Raw genomic sequence first — 18975 nt, 5'->3', positions numbered from 1 at the left:
TGTTCAGGAGAACTAGAAAAATATATAACCATAAGTTATAACCTAATACAATGAAAATAAATATATAAACTTGAGAATTAATCTTAATATTCATTTAACATTAGTTATTACTAATTTTCTCTTCAATATCCTATTGATATAAATCACAATAAAAAGACTCATTCATGAAAAGTATTCTGAATAATTTTTAGAAATTACATGGATTGTTTTTAGTCTTAAAGAAATCGTTAAATCATCTATAAGATGATAGGTATACAATCAATATGGTTTTAGATAATTGTAATCTAAGAACAACTAGCTATAACTATTAAGAAAAAATCTTTTATTTGACTTAATTAGAATACATTATTAAATCATCTCTCTGTTTTTATAAACAACAAGAATAACATCAATAATTATAATCATTATCTACATTATTATTATCATTAGATTATTGGATGACATCAAATATACTATAAGGAATACTGAAGATTAAAACTACAATCATTACTTAAGGATGTATTATTCTAATATCGGGTTGTTCTTTTCATTCATATAGTTCAATTTATTGAATTATGAGTAATATACAAAAAGAACATATCTCATATATAAAGTATTTATAAAATATTCATTGTTAGCATTAAATATTTATTAATTTGATGCTAGTAACTATACTAATTAGTATTAGATAGGCTATAAGTAGATAACATGCTATTTAGATTGACATAAACGAACTCAATCTCTATTTAATTAATATAATTTAAGGTGAACTGAGTGAACATCCTCTCTTTATATGGACTCTTTCTTGCAAAGATCCTCACTGTAGTAGTGTCTATATCAGTATTAGTAGTAATTATCACCAATTTAACTAAACGTAATAATTCATCAACTGGAAAACTACAACTAATTAGATTGGACGAAAAATATACTGAAATACAGAATAAAATGCGTTTAGCAAAAATGACATCTTCACAAAAAAAGATATGGAAAAAAGAGTTGAATAAACAAAAACAGAAAGAAGAAAAAATTAATAAAAAACAAAACCGATCAAAAAATTATCAAAATAAACAAAAACCAACACTATATGTTCTTGATTTTCAAGGAAGCCTAGATGCTAGAGAAGTTTCATCATTACGAAAAGAAATTTCTGCCGTACTTGCTGTAGCCGAAAGGGGCGATGAAGTTCTATTACGTCTTGAGAGTCCAGGTGGTCTAGTACATGGCTATGGTTTAGCCGCATTTCAATTACAGCGTTTACGGAATAAAGATATACCACTGATAGTGTCTATAGATAAAATCGCTACAAGTGGTGGATATATGATGGCCTGTGTAGCTAGTCACATAATTGCTGCTCCATTTTCACTTATTGGTTCTATTGGAGTAGTAGCACAAATCCCTAATTTTAATCGTCTTTTAAAGCGTAATGAAATTGATCTTGAGCTCCATACAGCAGGTAAGTATAAGCGAACATTAACTCTTTTCGGTGAAAATAGTGAGGAAGGACGTGAAAAATTCCGAGAAGATCTAAATCAGACTTATCTTCTATTCAAACAGTTTGTACATGAAATGCGACCAAAATTAGATATAGAAACAGTGTCAAATGGAGCTCATTGGTATGGTACTCAAGCTCTAGAAAAAGGACTTATAGATGAAATTAGCACTAGCGACGATCTTATTATCAATAAAATGACTCAGTATCAAATACTATCAGTATGCTATACTCGGCATCAAAGAGTAATTGATCGTTTAATGAATAAACTCAGTTTTGGTATTAAAAATTTACTGAATTTTTTAACAACCTAGCTATTCTTAAAAATAAAAGATAAAATAATATCTGTTTAGTAAATCAAAGAAAATTATTCTTTTCTATTAGTGATAAAAAAATCAATTTTTCTGTATAATCCTCTTAATAAGAAAGAAAATGAAATGTAAAATTTAAAAAATAATTTATAATTATCTATTAATAAAATATGAATATTTTCTATTAGTTCATAGAAAAACTCATATACTGATGTTATGTACAAAGATGTTATTATTGATATAATGTCTAATTTGATCTTTTATTAGTAAGCTTATTAGTCAAATTCATACTATATGCTATCTCACTTAATTAATATTAAATATTAAGTATATCAATTTATTATAATAGATAATAATGAATGATGATGATTAGTAATATCACTTGAAAAAATCTCCAGGATTAACTAAATTAAAGTTTTTCAATAATAGAACAATATCATAATTGCTATTATATACCTATTAAGAAATAAAATTGCTTGAAGCATATTCTGTATATTTTGTTATTCTATTAAGTTATTTATAATAATATTTATTATATTAGAATTTCTATTCTTAATAGAAGAATATTATTTCTATTTATTTTTCATAATTTAATATTATATTTAATAATAGTGATTATATATGTATAATCAATCTAAAACTAACATATTTATGAAATAATATAGAAAAATATTTATATGTGATCTCTATATTGATCATTATATAGATACAATCTTCTCTCTAATATGTAGTATCAATAGATGAATGATTAAGTTTCGTTTGTATAGACGTAATTTCCTATAGATTTAAATCGAATCATCAAGATTAGATATTAATCTACATGAATACGATCATCCTATTTTTCTATCTCTGATGCGATTTTAATAAAATTTTGACGATAATAGTCTAACTCTGCCACGGATTCATAAATATCATATAACGCATTATGTCTATTATTTTTTCTGAATCCATTTAGAATAGATGGTCTCCATCGAGATGCCAACTCTTTAAGCACACTGATATCTAAAGATCGATAATGAAAATAAGATTCTAAATCTGGCATATATTTCCGCAAAAATCGACGATCTTGTCCAATACTATTACCGCACATAGGTGAACTATGTGGTTGAATTCGTGGTTTTAAAAATTCTATGGTTGCAAGTTCAGCAGAACGTTCATTGAAAAAACTAGTTCGAACTCGTTCTACTAAACCACTATTAGTATGAGTCTTCATATTCCATTCATCCATAGATCTAAGATATTTTTCCTTTTGGTTTATAGCTAGCACCGGCCCTTCAACAATAAAGCTTAAATTATTGTCAGTTAGAAGTGTCGCAATCTCAAGAATACGGTCATTTTCTGGATTTAAACCAGTCATTTCAAGATCAATCCAGATCAGGTGATGAATATTTTCAGTCATAACTTATCCTAATTAACAATGTAATCAATTCTAGATCTCAATTAATATTAGAATATATATAAAAATATATTTTTTTAAGATCAAAATCTAAGATAAATTACAACAAATCTAATTTAGTGAATCACTCACTCTAATTCAGAATTCATATTCTGAACTAATATAGAATTAACATATTAAGATCTATAAAAACACTCGATATATCTATTGTCAGTATATATATCATAGATACCAATTTTACTAATTATTTCTATGTTTTTCTTACTAAACTACCAGTCTGATCTATATAAGATATAGATAAATTAGTTAACAGTATGATCTTTCATTTTAAGTGTACGAAACAGATATAATCCACCTCTATCTATAAAATAGAAATAGATTCATTTAATATACTTGAATTAATGTTACTCATCAGAGATGCAAAACTGTGTTATACACTAGATCAAAATTAATAAAACTTATCATCCAATTTTTTTAAAATTTTATTAATTGTCTAATAAAAAATAGATCACCAGTCTTTTTGCGAGATAATCTAAAATTTTCTATGATCAGAAAGAGCATATTACAGTATTTTAATAACAATAGGATTGATTTTATCATAGCTTAGAATAAGTAGACTCTAATATACAAAATATTTATTTTAATATTTTAAAAAATTAAATAACGTTAATCCTCTTTCCTACCTGTTAGAGCAACCAAAAACTATATTAGTCTAGATGATAAATATCATATCACACTGCAGAACAGGTTATTTTAATATGATAAAAAACTGTATCATCTATTTATTAATTTTAATATTAGAGTTATGATTAAGTTATAAGATTTCAAATCTTATACAATTTTATATTGACATAACTACAATAATTAAATACACAATATTCTATATTTAATGAATGAATATACTTATCTATATAGAAGGAACTATAGCTAAATCATACCTTCATTACACAGGTCTATTTCTCATTCATATCTTCAGTGATTAATTGGACTATAAATATCAAAACGATGTTTTTTAGTCTTTAAAATGTTATCTGTATGCACCCCTGATAAAACTTGAGCATAACGCGGTCGTTTTACTACTACACACTTTTTTGCTAATATTCTAGCAGGATATAAAAGTAAATCTGAATCTGTATCAATACCTATCAAAGACTGTAATATACGCATGTCCTTTTTTACTAAAGCTTTTTTCTTTTTCAAAGGGTACATAGGATCAAGATAAACTACATCCGGTGGAGGAAAAATATTTGATGATACTAACAAACTAGAAATCGGTAAAAGAATCATATTTTTACTCAACCATAATCCTATTGTTTGATGAGAATAGGCACGACGTAGTCCATCATCAAGTAATGCCGCTACAACAGGATTGCGTTCTAGCATACGTACTCGACAGCCAAGTGAAGCTAGCAAAAAAGCGTCACGCCCTAATCCTGCTGTTGCGTCAAGGATATCTGGAAAATAATTATTTTTAATACCTACAGCTCTAGCTATAGCTTCACATTCTCCTCCACCAAATTTACGTCGATATGTCATGCTCTTACAGAAAAAATTGACAAATACACTACCAAGTGAAGGCTGACTCAGGTGGCTGATTTCAAGATGATCAGATTTTATTATCAGTCTTATGGAGCTCGTCTGATCATGAATCAGACCCCAGCGTGTAGATAAAATATACAAGGTATCTCTCTTTTGACTTCCTGATTCATTTAGTAAGCATACACGCACTAATAAAATGCCTCTTGTGAATTTTGTATTGTTATTCCATTCTGATATAGAAATGGATCTATTTGTGGTTTACGACCTCGAAATCGACAAAATAATGCCATAAAATCTTCTGATCCACCACGAGTTAAGATATTATCAAGAAAAGACTCACCGGTTTTACGGTTAAAAATACCTTCTTTTTCAAAACGCGACCAACAATCTGAAGCTAACACAGCTGCCCATAGGTAGCTGTAATACCCCGCCGCATAACCACCGGAAAAGATATGGCTAAATGTATGTGGAAACCGATTCCATTCTAACAAAGGAAAAACAGATATCCGACTATGAACCTCTTGAAAAATATCTAAAATATTTATATCTTTACCTGGGTAACACTCTTCGTGTAAACGAAAATCAAATAATGAAAACTCTATTTGACGCAGCATAGATAGCGCTGCTTGATAATTTTTAGCTTCTAGTATTTTATATATTAAGTCATCAGGTAACGGCTCAAGTGTCTTATAATGTTCAGAAATAATTTTAAGTGATTCTGGATGCCAACACCATTTTTCCATCAACTGACTAGGTAGTTCAATGGCATCCCATGGAACTCCATTGATCCCAGATATTAAAGGTATATCAATTTTTGTTAAAATATGATGAAGAGCATGACCAAACTCATGAAAAAGAGTAATGACTTCATTATGAGTAAAGAGAGCTGGTTGACCGTTCAGCGGTCGATCAAAGTTACAAACTAGATAAGCTACTGGTTTTTGAAGAGATCCATCTGATTTTCGCATTTGGGTAACACATTCATCCATCCAGGCTCCACTTCGCTTATGATCACGTGAATATAGATCAAGAAAAAAGCTACCTCGATAATAATTTTTATCATCAAATAAATCGAAAAATCGAACATCTTTATGATAAATCTCTACATTATGACGCTCTTTAGACGTAATACCAAAAACACGATGTATAATTTCAAACAAACCATAAAGGACACGATATTCAGGAAAATAAGCACGAAGATCCTCACTGTTAAAGTGATATAAATTCTGTTTATATTTTTCACTATAGTAAGCAATATCCCAAGGCTGCAACCTATCAGTTCCGTATATTTTTTTTACAAAATCAGATAATTTTTCTAGTTCTACCTTTGCACTGGACCGAACTCTCTCTGCAAGAGTATTTAAGAAATTAGAAACCTCCATAGGAGTTTGAGCCATTTTAGTTACTAATGACTGAGAAGCATAGGAAGAAAAACCCAATAATTCAGCTAATTCATAACGTAATGTTAATGCTTCCTGCATGACTTCTGTATTATCCCACTTTCCAGCATTAGGTCCTTGATCCGATGCGCGAGTGAAATACACTCGATAAAATTCTTCTCGTAAATATTGTGTATCACAATAAGTTAGAATTGATCGATAACTAGGGTCATCTAATGATAATAACCAACCATTTTTACCTTGATCCTCTGCTCTTTTTTTTGCTAATAAAATCGTACTTTCCGGTATTCCTGAAAGTTCATTTTTATCTATAATTAACTTATTCCATCCTAAAGTAGCATCTAAAACATTATTACTGTACTTGGATGAAAGAATAGATAAACGAATAGTAATCTGTCCATATCGATACTGTATATCTCTCGGAAGGTCAATTGCAGATAGCTTAAAATCACGCAGGGTATTCTTAATCATTTTTTTTTGTTCAAAACTTAAAGTTGTATAAATATTAACTTCATTTTTAATATTACAATATGCTTTATAAAGAGCCTGATTCTGACCAACCCAAGTACTATACTCTTCTACAAGTATTAATATTTTTTCATAAGCCAATCGTAATATAGGGCTATTTTTTACTGAATTTAAGTGACTTACTAACGAAAATAAACAATTTAACTCGTTAGTTACTTCACTTATAGGTTGAACGAAATTATCCCAATAATATGGCTCACCTTGAGTAATTATTCTATTTATTACTAGACGGCACTGATTCAGTTTTTGGGTTATAGCTGGAACCATGTGTTCAGGTTTAATCTTGTAAAAAGGTGGTAGTCTAAAAGAGGAGAGCAAAGGATTTATCATGATTTAGTCCTATAAATATAAGATTGATTTTATTAAACAGTAAGGATAATGTTAGTGTAATAAAATAAACATGTACACAAGCTAGTAAAAATGCGTAATAACTTACTATAAAATAAATAAACAATTATAATTTCATAATCTATTTATATAGGTACTAAATAATATAGACTTAATCTATATGTCACATTCTATAGATTAATATCTATACTATTATTTTATATATGAATTAAATACATTTTATTCTAAAACAAAACATAGTTCATATAAAATACTATATTAAAATTTAATATATTAGAATTAATTTCTAACTAAATTATCTATGCTAATAATAGATTGCTATTTTGACAACATCACATTAACCATGTAAAATATTATTTTTATATTTTTTTAAAACCAATAGGATTAGGCATGGATTACAAGATAATACATTTTATTTTTACATATTGTTATAAAAGTTATTATAAGTTCTAGTAATGAATAAAAATATTTGTTTTAAAAATTTTATCAAAACATCTATATTTCTGTACTCAACCTGGAAAAATAAAATAAATCACATCATATAATCTATATGAAAATTATTACATAATAACATATTTTATATTGACACTTATAAATCATATTGAAATTGCGTTATGGGATAGCACTATAAATCAACGTACTTATGTTATTGATTATAAATATTAATTATAAATCTTATTATTGATTCAAGATAAAAATCAACTTGTATCTTTTTTAACATTTGTAAGTACAAAATAATTATCTTAATCAAATGTATAATTATAGAAATTGATCTACTACATAATTCATAATTTAGAATGATAAGATTACAATTTTCACTTATTATGCTTAATAAAACCTAAATAAATATAAAATACACTTGCATCTCTTATCATTATAAAAGTCATATAATTTTATCTCTAGAAGTAAAGAGCATCCGGATACCTTATTCAGTTAATGAATGATATTCTAAACAAAGCAGCTCTTAGATATTTGTTTAAAAAAATCCTAGTCACGTAGATAAGTCTACTTTTAAAATTAAAGTAAAATATTACCATACTGTATGAAGGAGGACCAATGATTAATTATTACCTTTTCTTCTGATAATCGTTTGTATAATTTGACTGGTAGTGATTCCATCTTCAAAATTTAACACTCTAACAGTACCACCATTATCTAACACTTCTTTACTCCCTGCAATCTCTTCCATTTTAGATTTATAGTCACCACCCTTAACTAGAACATCAGGAAGTATTTTTGAAATAAGTTTCTGTGGCGTATCATTATCAAAACTAATTACCCAATCGATTGCCTCCAATGCACTAAGTACTCGCATACGATTGATAAGAGAATTAACTGGTCGAGTCATACCTTTCAACCGACAAGTAGATAAATCACTATTTACTGCTACTATAAGGCGGTCTCCTAATTGGCGTGCATTAGACAAAAAGGATACATGTCCTGCATGCAGGATATCGAATACACCATTCGTCATGACTATTGTCTCGCCACGTTGACGAGCTTTTCTAACTTCAATAATAAGTTTTACTTCATTAATCATTCTTCCATCTTCCTTAAACCTCATTTGAATAGCGCGGTTAAGCTCAACTGAAGATACAGTTGAGGTACCAATTTTCCCTACCACTACCCCTGCGGCTATATTTGCAAGGAAACAACCTTCTTCTAAGGTGCAACCAGCAGCTATAGCCGTTGCTACTACACCAATAACTGTGTCTCCTGCACCAGTAACATCATAAACCTCTTTTGCTTGAGTTGGCATATAAAAAGGATCTTGATCTGGTTGTAACAATAACATCCCATTTTCTGAACGAGTAATAAGTAATCCAGACAATGCATTTTCTTGCATTAATTTTGTGCCTTTTTGAAGAATATCATCTTCATTTTTGCATTTTCCTACAGCCTTTTCGAATTCATATAAATTTGGTGTAAGTAATGTAGCTCCATAATAACGAGAAAAATCATTACCTTTCGGATCTACTAGAATAGCTACCCCTGAATTGCGCGCTAAACTAATAATAGTTTGAACATTAGCTAATGCACCTTTATCATAATCAGATAGAACAATTGCACCAATATTTGGTAAAAACTTATATATTCGATCATGAATCAGTTCAGAATAGACTCCTTCTAGTTTTTCTTCAAAATCTAAACGAATTAGCTGTTGATTACGTGCTAAAACACGTGTTTTAATAATAGTAGAATAGTTATCAACAGAAATAAAATCATATATTACGTTAACACTATCTAAGGCTGTGCGTAAAGATTTCGCAGCTGCATCATCCCCAATAAAACCAATTAAATAAGATTGCGCGCCTAATGCAACAATATTCATAGCAACGTTAGCAGCACCACCAGGACGGTCTTCTATGTGATTCACTTTTACTACTAACACTGGTGCTTCAGAAGAAGTTTCTGGTGTACGTCCATACCAATACTGATCCAGCAACACATCCCCTACTATTAACACGCCGACACCTGTAAAGCTAGGTAAGGTAACGTTCATTACATGTGCTCCACATTGCGGTATAATTGACTGCACAAACCGATAATATCAATCTAAATATACAAATTAGTCGTTATGTAATCACATTTACTGTATATCTTATCTATATTTAATAATACATGTACTATTCTTCTAGATCTTCTTTGTCTAGATATGAATAGAATATAGGCAACTTTTTTAGAGAGTTTATGAAACGCAGTATTCCAATTTTATTTATAAATATTGCTAATAACAATTTAAATATTTCTTTTTTTATTTTCTTTCTATATGTTTATTAAACACTCTACAAAAAACTAATTAATCAGATAGCTTTAAGTCTACATAGACATAAAAGATATAATATGTGATCCAATATTAGATGGTATTAATTATTTTATACTTACCCTATCGATAGAAGAATCTCTCTTCTATTAACTCCAAGTGATGAATATTTTAATATCGCAATAAAAAGATACTTTAATTAGATATTATTGATATAACTTTCTAATACCTTGTTTCTCTATGAGATACGAATCGATTTTTAATAAAAATATGTAAAAGATTCAAATAAAATTTGTCATGAGAAGAGAGATATATATAATATAAAAAAACACCCTATACCTAAAAGAAGCCATCTGTAGATAGATTGGAATAAAAACCAAAAATATCAATGAATACTATTATTATAGTAATATAGTATAAGATTGTATCTATTATCTTTCTTATAATAGAGCTTATATATAGAAAGACACCAACAATGATTAATATCAATTTTATATCTAAAATAAGCATGAATCTGCTATCGACAGATCCATAAACACCTCTTCTTCTTGTCAGGAAAAGAGGTATTTATGAACTCTTGAATACAGAATTTAAAAAATCACGATGATGTCTGTTTACTCTCTATATAAAAATTACTTAATACTACATTTAATTAGTATATACATATATAAAATAGATATCTGAAGCCTATTATAATATTGTTATAAACATTAGATCATTGTTCCTAAAAAAAGAAAATATTAAATAAAAAGCAATTTTTTATTACAACTAGCATATTTATAATTTGTGAAGCTTATTAATAAGGGAATCTTATAAGGTAAGACTAGCTAATTTGAATTCCAATTCAAAAACACAAGACTATTTTAGAAGAATGATGATGATTACCTTCTTCTGATCAAGACGCTTGATATACCCGAGTCTATATATTTATATATAGATAGTAATAAAAGAAAGATATACTTAAAACCCCCCAAATAATAATACGCATATTATTAATCTGATTATTATAGAATCCAATAGTAATAGCTTACTAAAATCATGAGTATTTTGTCTTTCTTTACATAGAACATATGCTATAGATAGATACACTAAGCAATAGTAAAATAGTCCACTATATTTTTATATTATTTTACCTATACATTATGAAATATCAATTTATAGATTTTTAGTGTAAAAAAGACTTTCACTAAAATTAAATACAAAGAATAAACTATAAGCAATCATCTGTGTAAACATAATATGTGACAATCTTATTTCGTTCTAAATTTACACTAATATTGTAATACAGTGGATTTATAAATAAAGTATATTACTGATAGAGATTTTTTAATCTACCTATCTAAAAACAGAACGACTGTATATTGCTAATCTAATAATACTTAATGAATACTATATTATTAGTCTCTATCCTTGACAGAGGTTTAGGATAGAAGCTATAGCTAATATTGAAATGAATAACTCTCTATTGAATTAGAGACACTTATTAGGTTTTGGAAGACCAGCGATTTTTGTTGCTTGTTTCACTGGTCCTTTGGGGAAGAGACGAAATAAATAACGACTGTTTCCTTTCTCTTCACCATACCTTTTTTTTATTACCTTAACCAACATATGCACTGTTGGAGAAATATTAAATTCTAAATAAAAATTTCGAATCAAATAGATAATCTCCCAATGATCTAGATTAAGGTTAATACCTTCCTCTTTTGCAATTTTTTTTGCAAAATCTTCAGTCCAATTTACTGAAATGACAAGATAACCTTCCTTGTCACGATCTCTCTCTTGATAAAGATCGCTGGTTTGTAATTTACTTTTCTGTGTATCTGGTTCACACATTAAAATTTTTAAAGAATAAATATATTATTTTTATAATAGATTATGACCATAATTTGATTTATATAAAATATTTATACATTATCTGATGCTTTTAGTATCTGATTTTAGTGTCTCTGGCCGACCAACTAATGAAATATAAGCCATAGGAGCGTGATCACTAATGCGGACACCACACTTCCAAATATGAACATAACCACCCGGACGATCGATAAAACGTGGGCCTAGTTTATTGAATAATTTTTTCACAATCTCATTATTACGAGTACGAGAAAAAACTAAGCGACGATTAGCAAGACTATCAGTCTTAGAAAGAGTAATAAGTGGTTCTATAATACGACGTAGTTCTTTCGCTTTCGCTACGGTTGTCTTAATTAATTCATGGAGAACTAACGAAGCGGCAATGTTTTGAAACATTGCCTGCCGGTGACTACTATTTCGATTTAATTGACGCCCAATTTTACGATGGCGCATGACTGAATCCTTTTATAATAAAAATTGAATTTTATACCACATGATTATTAAGCAATGCTGGCGGCCAATTTTCTAAGCGCATTCCCAAAGATAAATTACGAGAAGCTAACACATCTTTAATCTCAGTTAAAGATTTTTTACCAAGATTGGGTGTTTTTAGTAATTCAACTTCAGTCCGTTGTACTAAATCACCAATATAATGAATGGACTCTGCTTTAAGACAATTAGCAGAGCGAACTGTTAATTCCAGATCATCAACTGGTCTTAATAAAATTGGATCAAATTCCGGTTTTTCTTCTTTTACTTCTGGTTGACGGACATCACGTAAATCAACGAATGCTTCTAATTGATCTGCTAAAATAGTAGCAGCTCGACGAATGGCTTCTTCAGGATCAATAGTACCATTCGTTTCCATTTCAATAACTAACTTATCTAAATCAGTCCGCTGATCAACACGAGCCGCTTCAACGTTATAGGCGATGCGTTCTACAGGGCTATAGCAAGCATCAACTAAAAGTCGTCCAAGTGGTCTCTCAGACTCTTCCGAATAAGTACGAGAAGAAGCTGGAACATAACCTCGACCACGTTCTACCTTAATCCTGATAATAATATTAGAATTTTCTGAGGTTAAATGACAAATAACGTGGCTTGGCTCGACAATCTCAACATCAGAATCATGTATAATATCAGATGCAGTTACAGGACCAATACCAGATTTGTGTAAAGTCAAAATTGCTTCGTCTTTTCCATGGATTCTAACTGCTAAACCTTTTAAATTTAGTAGAATATCTAGAATGTCTTCCTGTACGCCCTCTTTAATTGAATATTCATGTAGTACGCCATCAATTTCAACCTCTGTAACTGCGCAACCAGGCATTGATGATAACAAAATACGACGTAGCGCGTTACCAAGAGTATGACCAAAACCACGCTCTAAAGGCTCAAGGGTAACCTTGGCGTGTGTTGCGCTAACTTGCTCAATATCTACTAGACGTGGTTTGAGAAACTCTATCACAGAACCCTGCATTGTATCCTCTCTTTGGTACAGCTCTTTACTTTACTTTGAGTAAAGCTCGACGATCAAGTGCTCATTAATATCTGCAGTAAGATCAGTACGTCCTGGGATGTGCTTAAAAATACCTTCCATCTTACTTACATCTAATTCAATCCAACTTGGTTTTTCACGTTGGCTAGATAACTCTAACGAAGCTTTTAAACGAGATTGTTTTTGAGCTTTTTCACAAATACTAATAATATCGTTTGGTTTGACCTGATAAGAAGCAATATTTACTACTCGTTTGTTTACCATGATTAACTTATGACTAACAAGTTGTCGTGCCTCTGCTCGTGTAGTACTAAAACCTATACGATAGACTACGTTATCAAGACGACTCTCTAAAAGAACTAAAAGCTTTTCGCCAGTATTTCCTTTAAGGCGAGCCGCTTCTTTATAGTAATTACAGAACTGACGCTCTAATATTCCATACATGCGACGTACTTTCTGTTTTTCACGTAGTTGTCCACCATAATCAGATAAACGTGATTTACGCACTCCGTGTTGACCAGGAGCTTGTTGTAGCTTGCATTTTGTGTCGATTGCTCGAACACCAGATTTAAGAAACAAATCTGTACCTTCACGACGGCTCAGCTTTAACGTTGGACCTAAGTATCTTGCCATGTTTGTCTCTAGAATTCCTTAATAAGTGGTTGGTCTTATACACGACGTTTTTTAGGTGGACGACAACCATTATGAGGGATCGGAGTCACATCAGTAATATTTGTAATGCGAAAACCTGCTGCATTCAAAGCACGAATCGTTGATTCTCGCCCTGGACCTGGACCCTTAACCATAACCTCTAAATTCTTAATTCCATAATCTTTTACAACTTCTGCACAATGTTCTGCGGCAACCTGTGCAGCAAATGGGGTAGATTTACGAGACCCCCTAAACCCAGAACCGCCGGCTGTTGCCCAACCTAAAGCATTACCTTGACGATCAGTAATAGTCACAATGGTGTTGTTAAAAGACGCATGAATATGCGCAACACCATCAGATACTTGCTTTCTTAAGCGCTTACGTGCACGAACTAGTGCCTTTGCCATTATTTAATCACTCAGACTATTTTTTGATTGGTTTACGCGGACCTTTGCGGGTACGTGCATTAGTCTTAGTACGCTGTCCGCGGACTGGTAATCCACGTCGATGGCGTAAACCGCGGTAGCACCCAAGATCCATCAGACGTTTAATGCTTAGGGTGACTTCACGACGAAGATCACCTTCAACAACAAATTTGGACACTGCATCACGCAGCATGTCGATGTTCTCTTCGGATAGCTCACTGATCTTAACACTTTCGGTGATCTTCGCTGTTTTACAGATTAACTGTGAACGAGTTCTTCCGATACCGAAAATTGTAGTTAATGCAATTACGGTATGTTGATGATCAGGAATGTTGATGCCTGCTATACGGGCCACTATGCACTCCTATTAATTCACTACAACTAATATATCTCTATCTGAACAGTACTTTTCTAAAGTACCATGATGAGAATGAAAAGAAATTTAAAATATGAACTAGTTAATCTATCCAGCTCCATTCAATTTTGCAAGAAAAATATACGATTAATTAACCTTGTCTCTGTTTATGCTTAGGTTCAGCATTGCAAATTACACGAACAACGCGATTTCTTCGAATAATTTTACAATGACGACATAATTTTTTAACAGAAGTACATACTTTCATTTTTTAATCTCCATTACTGCTTTGATCTTTTAACTAGCCATTATAATCTTTTAAATGAGCTTTTTTTAACACTGATTCATATTGGTTTGACATTAGTAAAGTTTGTAATTGAGCTATAAAATCCATTATAACAATTACAACAATCAGCAATGAAGTGCCACCAAAATAAAATGGTACTTTCATCGCATTCCGTAAAAACTCTGGAATTAAACAAATAAAAGTAATATATAGCGCACCAATCAGAGTTAAGCGAATCATTACTTTATTAATATACTTTGCTGTCTGCTCTCCTGGCCGCACACCAAGTATAAATGCACCACACTTTTTTAAATTATCAGCTGTTTCTCGTGGGTTAAAAACTAGTGCTGTATAAAAAAAAGAGAAAAAAATAATGGCTGCTGTGTAAAGTAACAAATAAAGAGGTTGGTTAGGTTGCAACAAGATAGAAATTTCTGTTAACCAATCCCAACCGGCTCCCCGACCAAACCAAGCAGAAATCGTGGCTGGTAGTAATATCAAACTAGAAGCAAAGATAGCCGGTATAACCCCAGCCATATTCACTTTCAATGGTAAATGTGTTCTATGTTCAGCATATGCACGTCGGCCTTGCTGACGCTGTGCATGATGCACTATAATACGTCGCTGCCCACGTTCAACAAATACAACAAAACCAGTCACAGAAAATACTAATATCACAACCATTAACAATAAAAGAAAGTTGAGTTCGCCTTGCCTTGCTTGTTCAATAGTATCACCAATTGCAGGAGGAAGACCCGCAACAATACCTGCAAAAATAATAATTGAAATACCGTTTCCTATACCTCTCTCGGTAATCTGCTCACCTAACCACATTAAAAACATGGTTCCAGTAACTAAACTTAAAATAGCAGTGATGTAGAAAGAGAGATCTTGGTGTAACACTAATCCTTGCATACCAGGAAGATTAGGTAAGCCAGCAGCTATTCCAACGGACTGAATAATAGCTAGTATTAATGTAGCATAACGGGTATATTGAGCAATCTTACGACGCCCAATTTCCCCTTCTTTTTTAATTTCAGCTAGATATGGATGCACTATACTCATTAAATGAATGATAATTGATGCCGAAATATATGGCATAATCCCTAGTGCAAAAACAGATGCACGATTTAAAGCACCACCAGAAAACATATTAAACATTTCAAGAATAGTGCCACGTTGTTGTTCAAGAAGATTCGAAAGAATGGTGACGTCTAAACCTGGAATTGGAATAAAAGAACCAATACGAAAGACAACCAGAGCTATTAGAACAAATAAAACTCTAGATTTTAGTTCATCAACACTACTTTTTTGACTTAAAAGATCGAATTTTATCTTCTTAGATAACTTCGAGTGATTATTCCTCAATTGTACCGCCAACCTTTTGAATAGCAGACCGTGCACCTTTGGTAACACGTAAACCGCGAATGGATACTGGCTCAGAAATTGGGCCAGACATAATAACTTTTACAAACTTTATTTTTATACCTATAAGTCGAGCTTCTTTTAAAGAATTTAACTCAATTAAATCACCCTTAATTTTAGCTAAATCAGATAAACGGACTTCTGCAGTAATCATTGATTTTCTGGATATAAAACCAAATTTAGGTAGGCGCCGATACAGAGGCATCTGTCCACCTTCAAACCCACGATGAGCCCCCCCACCAGAACGTGATTTTTGTCCTTTATGACCTCGTCCTGCAGTCTTTCCAAGACCAGATCCAATACCCCGCCCAAGACGTTTACGCGTACCTTTAGATCCGTCAGCCGGGGATAGGGTATTTAAGTACATCTTTTAAACCTCTTTTTCTTTTATTGAAATCATATGAGAAATCGCATTTATCATACCACGAATAGATGGTGTGTCATTATGCTCTACAGTCTGATGAATACGACGCAACCCTAATCCAAGTAATGTTGCCTTTTGTTTAGGTAAACAACCGATAGAACTTCGAGTTTGAGTAATCTGAATAGTTTTAGACATAATTAGTATCCCACAATATCTAAAATTGACTTACCACGCTTGCTTGCAACAGCTTCAGGGGACTTCATTTTTATCAGACCATCTAAAGTTGCACGCACTACATTGATTGGATTAGTAGAGCCATAAGTTTTAGCTAAAACATTATGTACACCAGTAACTTCTAGCACCGCGCGCATTGCACCACCTGCAATAATACCAGTGCCTTCTGAAGCAGGCTTCATGAAGACATGTGAACCTGTATGAAACCCTTTTACAGCATGTTGTAATGTCCCGTTATTTAAAGAAACAATGATCATATTACGACGTGCTTTTTCCATTGCTTTCTGAATGGCTGCTGGAACTTCACGTGCTTTGCCATACCCAAAACCCATACGACCATTACCATCCCCAACTACAGTTAATGCTGTGAAAGAAAAAATACGACCGCCTTTAACAGTTTTAGAAACACGATTTACAGAGATTAGTTTTTCCTGCAGTTCACCAACTTGTTTTTCGATGTGTACCATCTTACGCCTCATAGCTTATAACAGTAAACCAGCTTCACGAGCAGAATCCGCTAACACCTGGATACGACCATGGTACTTGAAACCAGATCGATCGAAAGACACACGATCAATGCCTTGTCCAAGAGCTCGTTTAGCAATTATTTTTCCAACCTCTACCGCAGCATCTTTGTTTCCAGTATATATTAATTTTTCACGAATAACTTTTTCTACTGTAGAAGCTGATACCAACACAGCTGATCCACTTGAAGCAATTATTTGTGCATAAATATGACGTGGAGTACGGTGAACAACTAATCGAATAGCACCAAGCGCTTTCAGCTTACACCGAATGCGAGTTGCTCTTCTCAGACGGGCAGATTTTTTATCCATAATATCACCTTACTTCTTCTTGGCTTCTTTACTACGTACAGTTTCATTAACATAACGAATCCCTTTTCCTTTATAAGGTTCAGGGGGACGATAGGCACGAAGATCAGATGCAACCTGCCCTAACAATTGCTTGTCAGCACCTCTTAAGAGAATTTCTGTCTGACTTAAACATTCTGCACTAATACCTTCCGGAAGGATATGTTCAATCAGATGAGATAATCCTAAAGATAAGTTTAATCTATTTTCTTTAAGACTAACACGATAACCTACGCCAACTAGCTGTATTTTTTTAACAAAACCACAGGTTACACCAAGTATCATAGAATTAACTAAGGCACGAGAAGTACCTGCCTGAGCCCAACCATCAAGAAAACCTTTTCGTGGAGAAAAAATTAAAGAACCTTTAGATCTCTTGACTTCTACGGCTTGATGAAGTGTTCGAATTAACTCGTATTTCATACCCTTAATCGAAATAACCTGACCGTTTATTCCTACCTCTATTTCAGTAGGAATTATAATAGGTGCTTTAGCAACACGAGACATCTCCCTCTCCGATTACGCTACATAGCAAATAATTTCGCCGCCGAGACCAAGCTCTCTAGCTATACGATCAGTCACGACACCCTTAGAAGTAGAAACTATAGCGATACCTAGACCAGCCATCACTTTTGGTAATGCATCTTTACGTTTAAAAATTCTTAATCCAGGACGACTAACACGCTGAATATTTTCAACAACAGCCTTTCCTTGAAAATACTTAAGAGTTAGCTCTAATTCTGATCGAGAACTACCTTTAGTCTTGTATTCTGTAATATACCCTTCTTCCTTTAATACCTTAGCAATTGCCACTTTTAATCTAGAACCAGGAATTCTAACAAAAACTTTATTTGCAGACTGTCCATTACGAATACGAGTCAGCATATCAGCGATTGGATCTTGCATACTCATTTACACTTACTCCTATTATATAGGTAATACTACCAACTAGCTTTTTTCAAACCAGGTACTTCACCCCGCATAGCAGCTTCACGCAATTTCATCCGGCTTAATCCGAATTTACCTACATAACCATGTGGTCGGCCAGTTTGGCGACATCGGTTTCGTTGACGAGAAGGGCTAGAATCACGTGGTAAAGTTTGTAACTTTAGCATAGCATTCCATCGGTCTTCAGTTGAAGTATTCAAACCAGAAATAACAGATTTGAGTTCTTCACGTTTTACTCTATACTTGTTAGCTGTTTTAACACGAAGAATCTCGCGTTCTTTTAATGCTTTCTTAGCCATAAGAGTCTACCCC

Annotated in this window: 20 protein-coding genes; 1 reads left to right on the top strand and 19 read right to left on the bottom strand. The window is 32.1% G+C overall.

Annotation, left to right across the window (positions count from 1 at the left end; all coding sequences use genetic code 11):
* Positions 1–753: 753 nt before the first annotated feature.
* Complete coding sequence (gene sohB / locus ERCIPICE3303_RS01400; protein WP_157990963.1) at positions 754–1782, top strand: protease SohB; 1029 nt, start codon at positions 754–756, stop codon at positions 1780–1782.
* Positions 1783–2614: 832 nt separating this feature from the next.
* On the opposite strand, the gene orn is transcribed toward sohB, so the two are convergent.
* The 19 genes from orn to rpsN all read right to left on the bottom strand — a co-directional run bounded on the left by orn (position 2615) and on the right by rpsN (position 18962).
* Complete coding sequence (gene orn, locus ERCIPICE3303_RS01395) at positions 2615–3178, bottom strand: oligoribonuclease (protein ID WP_157990962.1); 564 nt, start codon at positions 3176–3178, stop codon at positions 2615–2617.
* Between the two features lie 969 nt (positions 3179–4147).
* Positions 4148–4903, bottom strand: a complete 756-nt coding sequence (locus ERCIPICE3303_RS01390; protein WP_157990961.1) for a class I SAM-dependent methyltransferase — start codon at positions 4901–4903, stop codon at positions 4148–4150.
* A complete protein-coding gene (gene prlC, locus ERCIPICE3303_RS01385; RefSeq protein ID WP_157990960.1) occupies positions 4903–6972 on the bottom strand; it encodes an oligopeptidase A in 2070 nt (689 codons plus the stop codon). Before prlC ends, ERCIPICE3303_RS01390 begins: the two co-directional genes overlap by 1 nt.
* 1078 nt (positions 6973–8050) lie before the next feature.
* The gene (hldE, locus tag ERCIPICE3303_RS01380; protein WP_157991294.1) at positions 8051–9493 is read right to left on the bottom strand and encodes a bifunctional D-glycero-beta-D-manno-heptose-7-phosphate kinase/D-glycero-beta-D-manno-heptose 1-phosphate adenylyltransferase HldE; all 1443 of its coding nucleotides are present in this window, start codon (positions 9491–9493) and stop codon (positions 8051–8053) included.
* Between the two features lie 1731 nt (positions 9494–11224).
* On the bottom strand, positions 11225–11587 hold the full coding sequence (locus tag ERCIPICE3303_RS01375; protein ID WP_157990959.1) for a TusE/DsrC/DsvC family sulfur relay protein: 363 nt from the start codon (positions 11585–11587) through the stop codon (positions 11225–11227).
* A gap of 78 nt (positions 11588–11665) precedes the next feature.
* Complete coding sequence (gene rplQ / locus ERCIPICE3303_RS01370) at positions 11666–12058, bottom strand: 50S ribosomal protein L17 (protein WP_157990958.1); 393 nt, start codon at positions 12056–12058, stop codon at positions 11666–11668.
* A gap of 31 nt (positions 12059–12089) precedes the next feature.
* Positions 12090–13085 carry a DNA-directed RNA polymerase subunit alpha gene (locus ERCIPICE3303_RS01365; protein ID WP_157990957.1) on the bottom strand — a complete coding sequence of 332 codons (996 nt, stop codon included), beginning with the start codon at positions 13083–13085 and terminating at the stop codon, positions 12090–12092.
* A 30-nt stretch (positions 13086–13115) separates the two neighbouring features.
* The gene (gene rpsD / locus ERCIPICE3303_RS01360) at positions 13116–13736 is read right to left on the bottom strand and encodes a 30S ribosomal protein S4 (protein ID WP_157990956.1); all 621 of its coding nucleotides are present in this window, start codon (positions 13734–13736) and stop codon (positions 13116–13118) included.
* Positions 13737–13771: 35 nt separating this feature from the next.
* On the bottom strand, positions 13772–14161 hold the full coding sequence (rpsK, locus tag ERCIPICE3303_RS01355) for a 30S ribosomal protein S11 (protein WP_157990955.1): 390 nt from the start codon (positions 14159–14161) through the stop codon (positions 13772–13774).
* Positions 14162–14177: 16 nt separating this feature from the next.
* Positions 14178–14534, bottom strand: a complete 357-nt coding sequence (rpsM, locus tag ERCIPICE3303_RS01350; protein WP_157990954.1) for a 30S ribosomal protein S13 — start codon at positions 14532–14534, stop codon at positions 14178–14180.
* 151 nt (positions 14535–14685) lie between these two features.
* Positions 14686–14802, bottom strand: coding sequence for a 50S ribosomal protein L36 (gene rpmJ, locus ERCIPICE3303_RS01345; protein WP_157990953.1), 117 nt, complete (start codon positions 14800–14802; stop codon positions 14686–14688).
* A gap of 33 nt (positions 14803–14835) precedes the next feature.
* The gene (secY, locus tag ERCIPICE3303_RS01340; protein ID WP_157991293.1) at positions 14836–16155 is read right to left on the bottom strand and encodes a preprotein translocase subunit SecY; all 1320 of its coding nucleotides are present in this window, start codon (positions 16153–16155) and stop codon (positions 14836–14838) included.
* Positions 16156–16177: 22 nt separating this feature from the next.
* Positions 16178–16612, bottom strand: a complete 435-nt coding sequence (gene rplO, locus ERCIPICE3303_RS01335) for a 50S ribosomal protein L15 (protein ID WP_157990952.1) — start codon at positions 16610–16612, stop codon at positions 16178–16180.
* 3 nt (positions 16613–16615) lie between these two features.
* On the bottom strand, positions 16616–16804 hold the full coding sequence (rpmD, locus tag ERCIPICE3303_RS01330; protein ID WP_157990951.1) for a 50S ribosomal protein L30: 189 nt from the start codon (positions 16802–16804) through the stop codon (positions 16616–16618).
* A gap of 2 nt (positions 16805–16806) precedes the next feature.
* The gene (gene rpsE, locus ERCIPICE3303_RS01325) at positions 16807–17310 is read right to left on the bottom strand and encodes a 30S ribosomal protein S5 (protein WP_157991292.1); all 504 of its coding nucleotides are present in this window, start codon (positions 17308–17310) and stop codon (positions 16807–16809) included.
* 15 nt (positions 17311–17325) lie between these two features.
* A complete protein-coding gene (rplR, locus tag ERCIPICE3303_RS01320) occupies positions 17326–17679 on the bottom strand; it encodes a 50S ribosomal protein L18 (RefSeq protein WP_157990950.1) in 354 nt (117 codons plus the stop codon).
* Between the two features lie 9 nt (positions 17680–17688).
* The gene (gene rplF, locus ERCIPICE3303_RS01315; protein WP_157990949.1) at positions 17689–18222 is read right to left on the bottom strand and encodes a 50S ribosomal protein L6; all 534 of its coding nucleotides are present in this window, start codon (positions 18220–18222) and stop codon (positions 17689–17691) included.
* Positions 18223–18234: 12 nt separating this feature from the next.
* Positions 18235–18627, bottom strand: coding sequence for a 30S ribosomal protein S8 (gene rpsH / locus ERCIPICE3303_RS01310; protein WP_157990948.1), 393 nt, complete (start codon positions 18625–18627; stop codon positions 18235–18237).
* Between the two features lie 29 nt (positions 18628–18656).
* Entirely contained in the window at positions 18657–18962 is a 306-nt protein-coding gene (rpsN, locus tag ERCIPICE3303_RS01305) for a 30S ribosomal protein S14 (RefSeq protein ID WP_157990947.1), read from the bottom strand.
* Positions 18963–18975 lie beyond the last annotated feature (13 nt).

The organism is Candidatus Erwinia haradaeae (assembly GCF_900699015.1).
In the GTDB taxonomy this organism is placed as follows: domain Bacteria; phylum Pseudomonadota; class Gammaproteobacteria; order Enterobacterales; family Enterobacteriaceae; genus Erwinia_E; species Erwinia_E haradaeae_E.
The sequence above is the reverse complement of the archived record's forward strand: the minus strand, read 5'-3'. Positions and strand labels throughout refer to the sequence as shown.

Excerpts from the sequence above, each read along its gene's own strand:
- orn (WP_157990962.1), bottom strand. The coding sequence starts at position 3,178 with ATGACTGAAAATATTCATCACCTGATCTGGATTGATCTTGAAATGACT.
- prlC (WP_157990960.1), bottom strand. The coding sequence starts at position 6,972 with ATGATAAATCCTTTGCTCTCCTCTTTTAGACTACCACCTTTTTACAAG.
- hldE (WP_157991294.1), bottom strand. The coding sequence starts at position 9,493 with ATGAACGTTACCTTACCTAGCTTTACAGGTGTCGGCGTGTTAATAGTA.
- ERCIPICE3303_RS01375 (WP_157990959.1), bottom strand. The coding sequence starts at position 11,587 with ATGTGTGAACCAGATACACAGAAAAGTAAATTACAAACCAGCGATCTT.
- rplQ (WP_157990958.1), bottom strand. The coding sequence starts at position 12,058 with ATGCGCCATCGTAAAATTGGGCGTCAATTAAATCGAAATAGTAGTCAC.
- ERCIPICE3303_RS01365 (WP_157990957.1), bottom strand. The coding sequence starts at position 13,085 with ATGCAGGGTTCTGTGATAGAGTTTCTCAAACCACGTCTAGTAGATATT.
- rpsD (WP_157990956.1), bottom strand. The coding sequence starts at position 13,736 with ATGGCAAGATACTTAGGTCCAACGTTAAAGCTGAGCCGTCGTGAAGGT.
- rpsK (WP_157990955.1), bottom strand. The coding sequence starts at position 14,161 with ATGGCAAAGGCACTAGTTCGTGCACGTAAGCGCTTAAGAAAGCAAGTA.
- rpmJ (WP_157990953.1), bottom strand. The coding sequence starts at position 14,802 with ATGAAAGTATGTACTTCTGTTAAAAAATTATGTCGTCATTGTAAAATT.
- rplO (WP_157990952.1), bottom strand. The coding sequence starts at position 16,612 with ATGTACTTAAATACCCTATCCCCGGCTGACGGATCTAAAGGTACGCGT.
- rpmD (WP_157990951.1), bottom strand. The coding sequence starts at position 16,804 with ATGTCTAAAACTATTCAGATTACTCAAACTCGAAGTTCTATCGGTTGT.
- rpsE (WP_157991292.1), bottom strand. The coding sequence starts at position 17,310 with ATGGTACACATCGAAAAACAAGTTGGTGAACTGCAGGAAAAACTAATC.
- rplR (WP_157990950.1), bottom strand. The coding sequence starts at position 17,679 with ATGGATAAAAAATCTGCCCGTCTGAGAAGAGCAACTCGCATTCGGTGT.
- rplF (WP_157990949.1), bottom strand. The coding sequence starts at position 18,222 with ATGTCTCGTGTTGCTAAAGCACCTATTATAATTCCTACTGAAATAGAG.
- rpsH (WP_157990948.1), bottom strand. The coding sequence starts at position 18,627 with ATGAGTATGCAAGATCCAATCGCTGATATGCTGACTCGTATTCGTAAT.
- rpsN (WP_157990947.1), bottom strand. The coding sequence starts at position 18,962 with ATGGCTAAGAAAGCATTAAAAGAACGCGAGATTCTTCGTGTTAAAACA.